At 26.5% G+C, this 3293-nt stretch carries 3 protein-coding genes; all 3 read right to left on the reverse strand.

Annotated elements, in window-relative coordinates; translation table 11 throughout:
• Positions 1-627: HAD-IB family hydrolase (locus H2280_RS08160; RefSeq protein ID WP_337216227.1), on the reverse strand; the 627-nt coding region annotated here is incomplete at its 3' end.
• A gap of 17 nt (positions 628-644) precedes the next feature.
• Entirely contained in the window at positions 645-1748 is a 1104-nt protein-coding gene (locus H2280_RS08165; RefSeq protein WP_337216228.1) for a pyridoxal phosphate-dependent aminotransferase, read from the reverse strand.
• Positions 1735-3293 (reverse strand): ATP-grasp fold amidoligase family protein (locus H2280_RS08170; protein WP_337216229.1); only part of this gene is annotated, 1559 nt, incomplete at its 5' end. The genes H2280_RS08170 and H2280_RS08165, both read right to left, overlap by 14 nt.

Raw genomic sequence — 3293 nt, forward strand, 5'->3', positions numbered from 1 at the left:
TTCTAAAATATTAAAATTAAGAATTTTTGCCCAAGCAAGATCTTTTCCACAATTTATCACAAAAGGATTTCCAACTAAAGATAAAAGTGGAATATCGCTAACACAATCACTATAAGCATAAGAATTTTTCAAATCATAATTATTTAGATTTAATTCCAAAGAAAGTTTATATAATTTTCTTTCTTGCATGGTATGAATTCCATCAATATTACCGGTTAATTTTCCATATCTTTGTTCTAAAGATACTGCTATAATATGTCTTATACCATATATCTTAGCAAATTCCTCTATATAAATTTCCAACCCACCAGATACTATGGCAACAGTATGCCCCTGATCTTGATGATAAAAGAGCCTATCCATTACCTTATGATTAAGATTATGTATCACTTGATTATAAATAAATTCTTTCGCAATTTTTTTAGCTTCCTTAAAATCTAAATCAATCAAAGGTTCATATCTAGGATAAATTAACTTAAGTTTTTCATAATTTTTCCTACGCTCAAAATTCTGTTGTTCTGTATAATTAAAATTATATTTTCCAGCCAAAGGCAAAAAACTATCCAATGTTTGAAAATTGGTTAATGTTTCACAAAAATCAAACAAGGCTAAAATTTCTTTAGACATTATAATCCTTAAAAAATTTAATGTTTTATATTTACAAATTCTTCTATTTTTTTAGAAACCATTTTCATCTGCTCCCTAGTACCAATGCTTATTCTACAATGATCTTTCATAATATGAGAATAATCACGAATAAAAATATTATGATTATATAAAAATTCACAAAAATCCAATGTATAAGAATATTTAATAAAAATAAAATTCGCTTCAGAAGGGTAAAATTTAAAATCCTCGCCTTTAGAAATATTCTTAAATGCATCCGTTAAAAAATTATAAAAAAAATCTTTCGCCAAAACAACTTCTTGAACATAAGCTCGCATATATTCAATATCTTCCAAAGCTGCAAGAGCTGCAATTTGCGATAACATGGCTATACTTTTAGAATTTCTTAATTTTTTCAAAGAATAAATATTTTCAGGATGTGATAAAACATACCCTATTCTAAAACTTGCCAAACCAAAAGCCTTGGAAAAAGTCCTTGTTATAATTAAATTTCTACATAAACAAACTAAATCTTGTAAACTCTTTCCACAAAATTCATAATAAGCCTCATCTATCAAAAACATAACATAAGGATTATTTAAAATCAGTTTTTTAATCATTTCTGTGTTATAAGAATTTCCAGTGGGATTATTTGGATTGCACAAATATAAAAATTTAATTTCTTTTTCTTTTAAAAATCTTTCAAGATTATCAAAATCTAGATTAAAATTTTCATCAAGAAAATAATAAATAGTTTCAATACCAACGCCATTAGCTCTAGCACGGAAATTATCATAAGTTGGCCCAATAATGCAAATTTTATCTTCTTTTTCTAAAAAAACATCAATGATGCTTTCATGTGCAGCATCGGAACTTGCAAAAATTTCTACACATAAAGCATCTTTTTGATTGGCATATTTAGCTAATTTTTCTAATAATACAGTATTATTTGTATTGGGATACCAATTTAAATGTCCTTCGGTTAAATAATGGCTAATTTTACTAAAAACATTTGGAGAAGGTGAGATAGTCGCCTCATTCCAATCCAACTTTAAAACATCTTTTTTCTCAGATAAATTCCAAACTTTATGCGGGATAGAAACATAAGATTTTAACTGCTGTATATTTTTATTTGGCAACATCGCTTAACCTTTTTATTTTCCACAAATCTCCCAACTTCCTATCCCATTCATTTGGTATAAGTTTCTCTCCGGCGGCACCGTGTGTAAAAGTCAATTCTCCCACGTAAATTTTTTGTTCAAACTGATAAAGATCGACTCTAACATAATCAAAAGGCTTAGAAAGCTTTAAAGAAAGATCTAACATGGAATCAAACAATAATGGTTTGGATATTTTTTTTATATTTTCAGTTTCATACATAAAATTAAAAGGGGCTATATCCCAATTGTAATCATATATAGCTCTTTGATAATTATCAAATCGATCTGTTGTAACTTGAATAAAGTTATTGTTTTTATTTTCTTTATCAAAAATATGAAATTTGTAAGTATCTGCTGGTTTGAAGTGTTCATCCAGCAATAGCTCCTCTGCAAAAACCCTCGGTTCAATATCTTTATAATGCCATTCTCTAAAAATATCATAATAGTTCCAATTTAAATGCTTTTTTAACTTTTCCACGCTCTGAGCAAATAAATCAATATCTCTTAGAAATTCTTTTTTATTTTTAACAATAACATAACCCCCACAATCATGATTTGTCTTCAAAACAAAAGATTCTGGCAAAGTGGAATAATCTATATCATACAAATTTTTATAAATTCCATAAAGCTTAGGCAAATATTTACAAGAATTAGTTTTAAAAATTTCATCTTGCAAATCATCAATTTTTTTAAACAAAATCGAATTTTTAGAAAGTATTTCAAAGGCATTGTTTTCATTTTGTAAAACCTGTGAAACATATATTCTCATTTTCAATTTATCTGCTAAAAACGAATACAAATGAGTTCTATCATATAATATTCTATAAACTAATTTTTCATTAAAAGTTTTTGGATTTTTAAAATCCGGAGTATAACCAAAAATATCCTCGTGCCTCCTTAGTAAAAATTCTTCATCTGATAGGTTGTTTTTACTGCTTTTTTTAACTCCTTTTTTATAATTTAAATAAATAGTTTTTATTTTAAAAACAAAAGTAATAGGGTTTTTTATTAAAGCATTTCCGAGCTGATAACTTAAGTGATTTTTAACTTTTAATGCCTCATCGTAATCTTGATACTGATCTAACGAAGGTAATTTTAAATGTGGAAAAAAATTAACAAATGCCTGATAAATTTTTCGATCAATTTGGTGTTTGATAATAATGTAAGGTATTTTTAAAATTTGACTTATTTTTTTGCTTACAATTGCTTTTCCTATTTTATATGAAAGTTGAGATCTTATACGTTCAGCTGCCCCTAAAAAAATTCTCTCTGTAGTTCCATAAAGGCTTAAATAATATTGCTCTGGATTTTTAATGATTAAATTTATTTTTTGAAAATCACTTTTATCAAAAAAAGAAGAACTAAGCTCTCCGTTTTTAATTATTTTTTCAAAATCTTGAGCAAATCTATATAAAAAATTAAGTTTATATTCCTTTGAAATTCTTTCCAGGGTAAAAAGATAGTTTCTGTACCGAAAAAAAGCTACCAGTGGCAAAAAGCGACTTGATATTCTTTTATCCTTAAACA

The sequence above is a fragment of the Campylobacter sp. 2457A genome (assembly GCF_020135895.1).
Taxonomy (GTDB): Bacteria; Campylobacterota; Campylobacteria; order Campylobacterales; family Campylobacteraceae; genus Campylobacter_D; species Campylobacter_D taeniopygiae.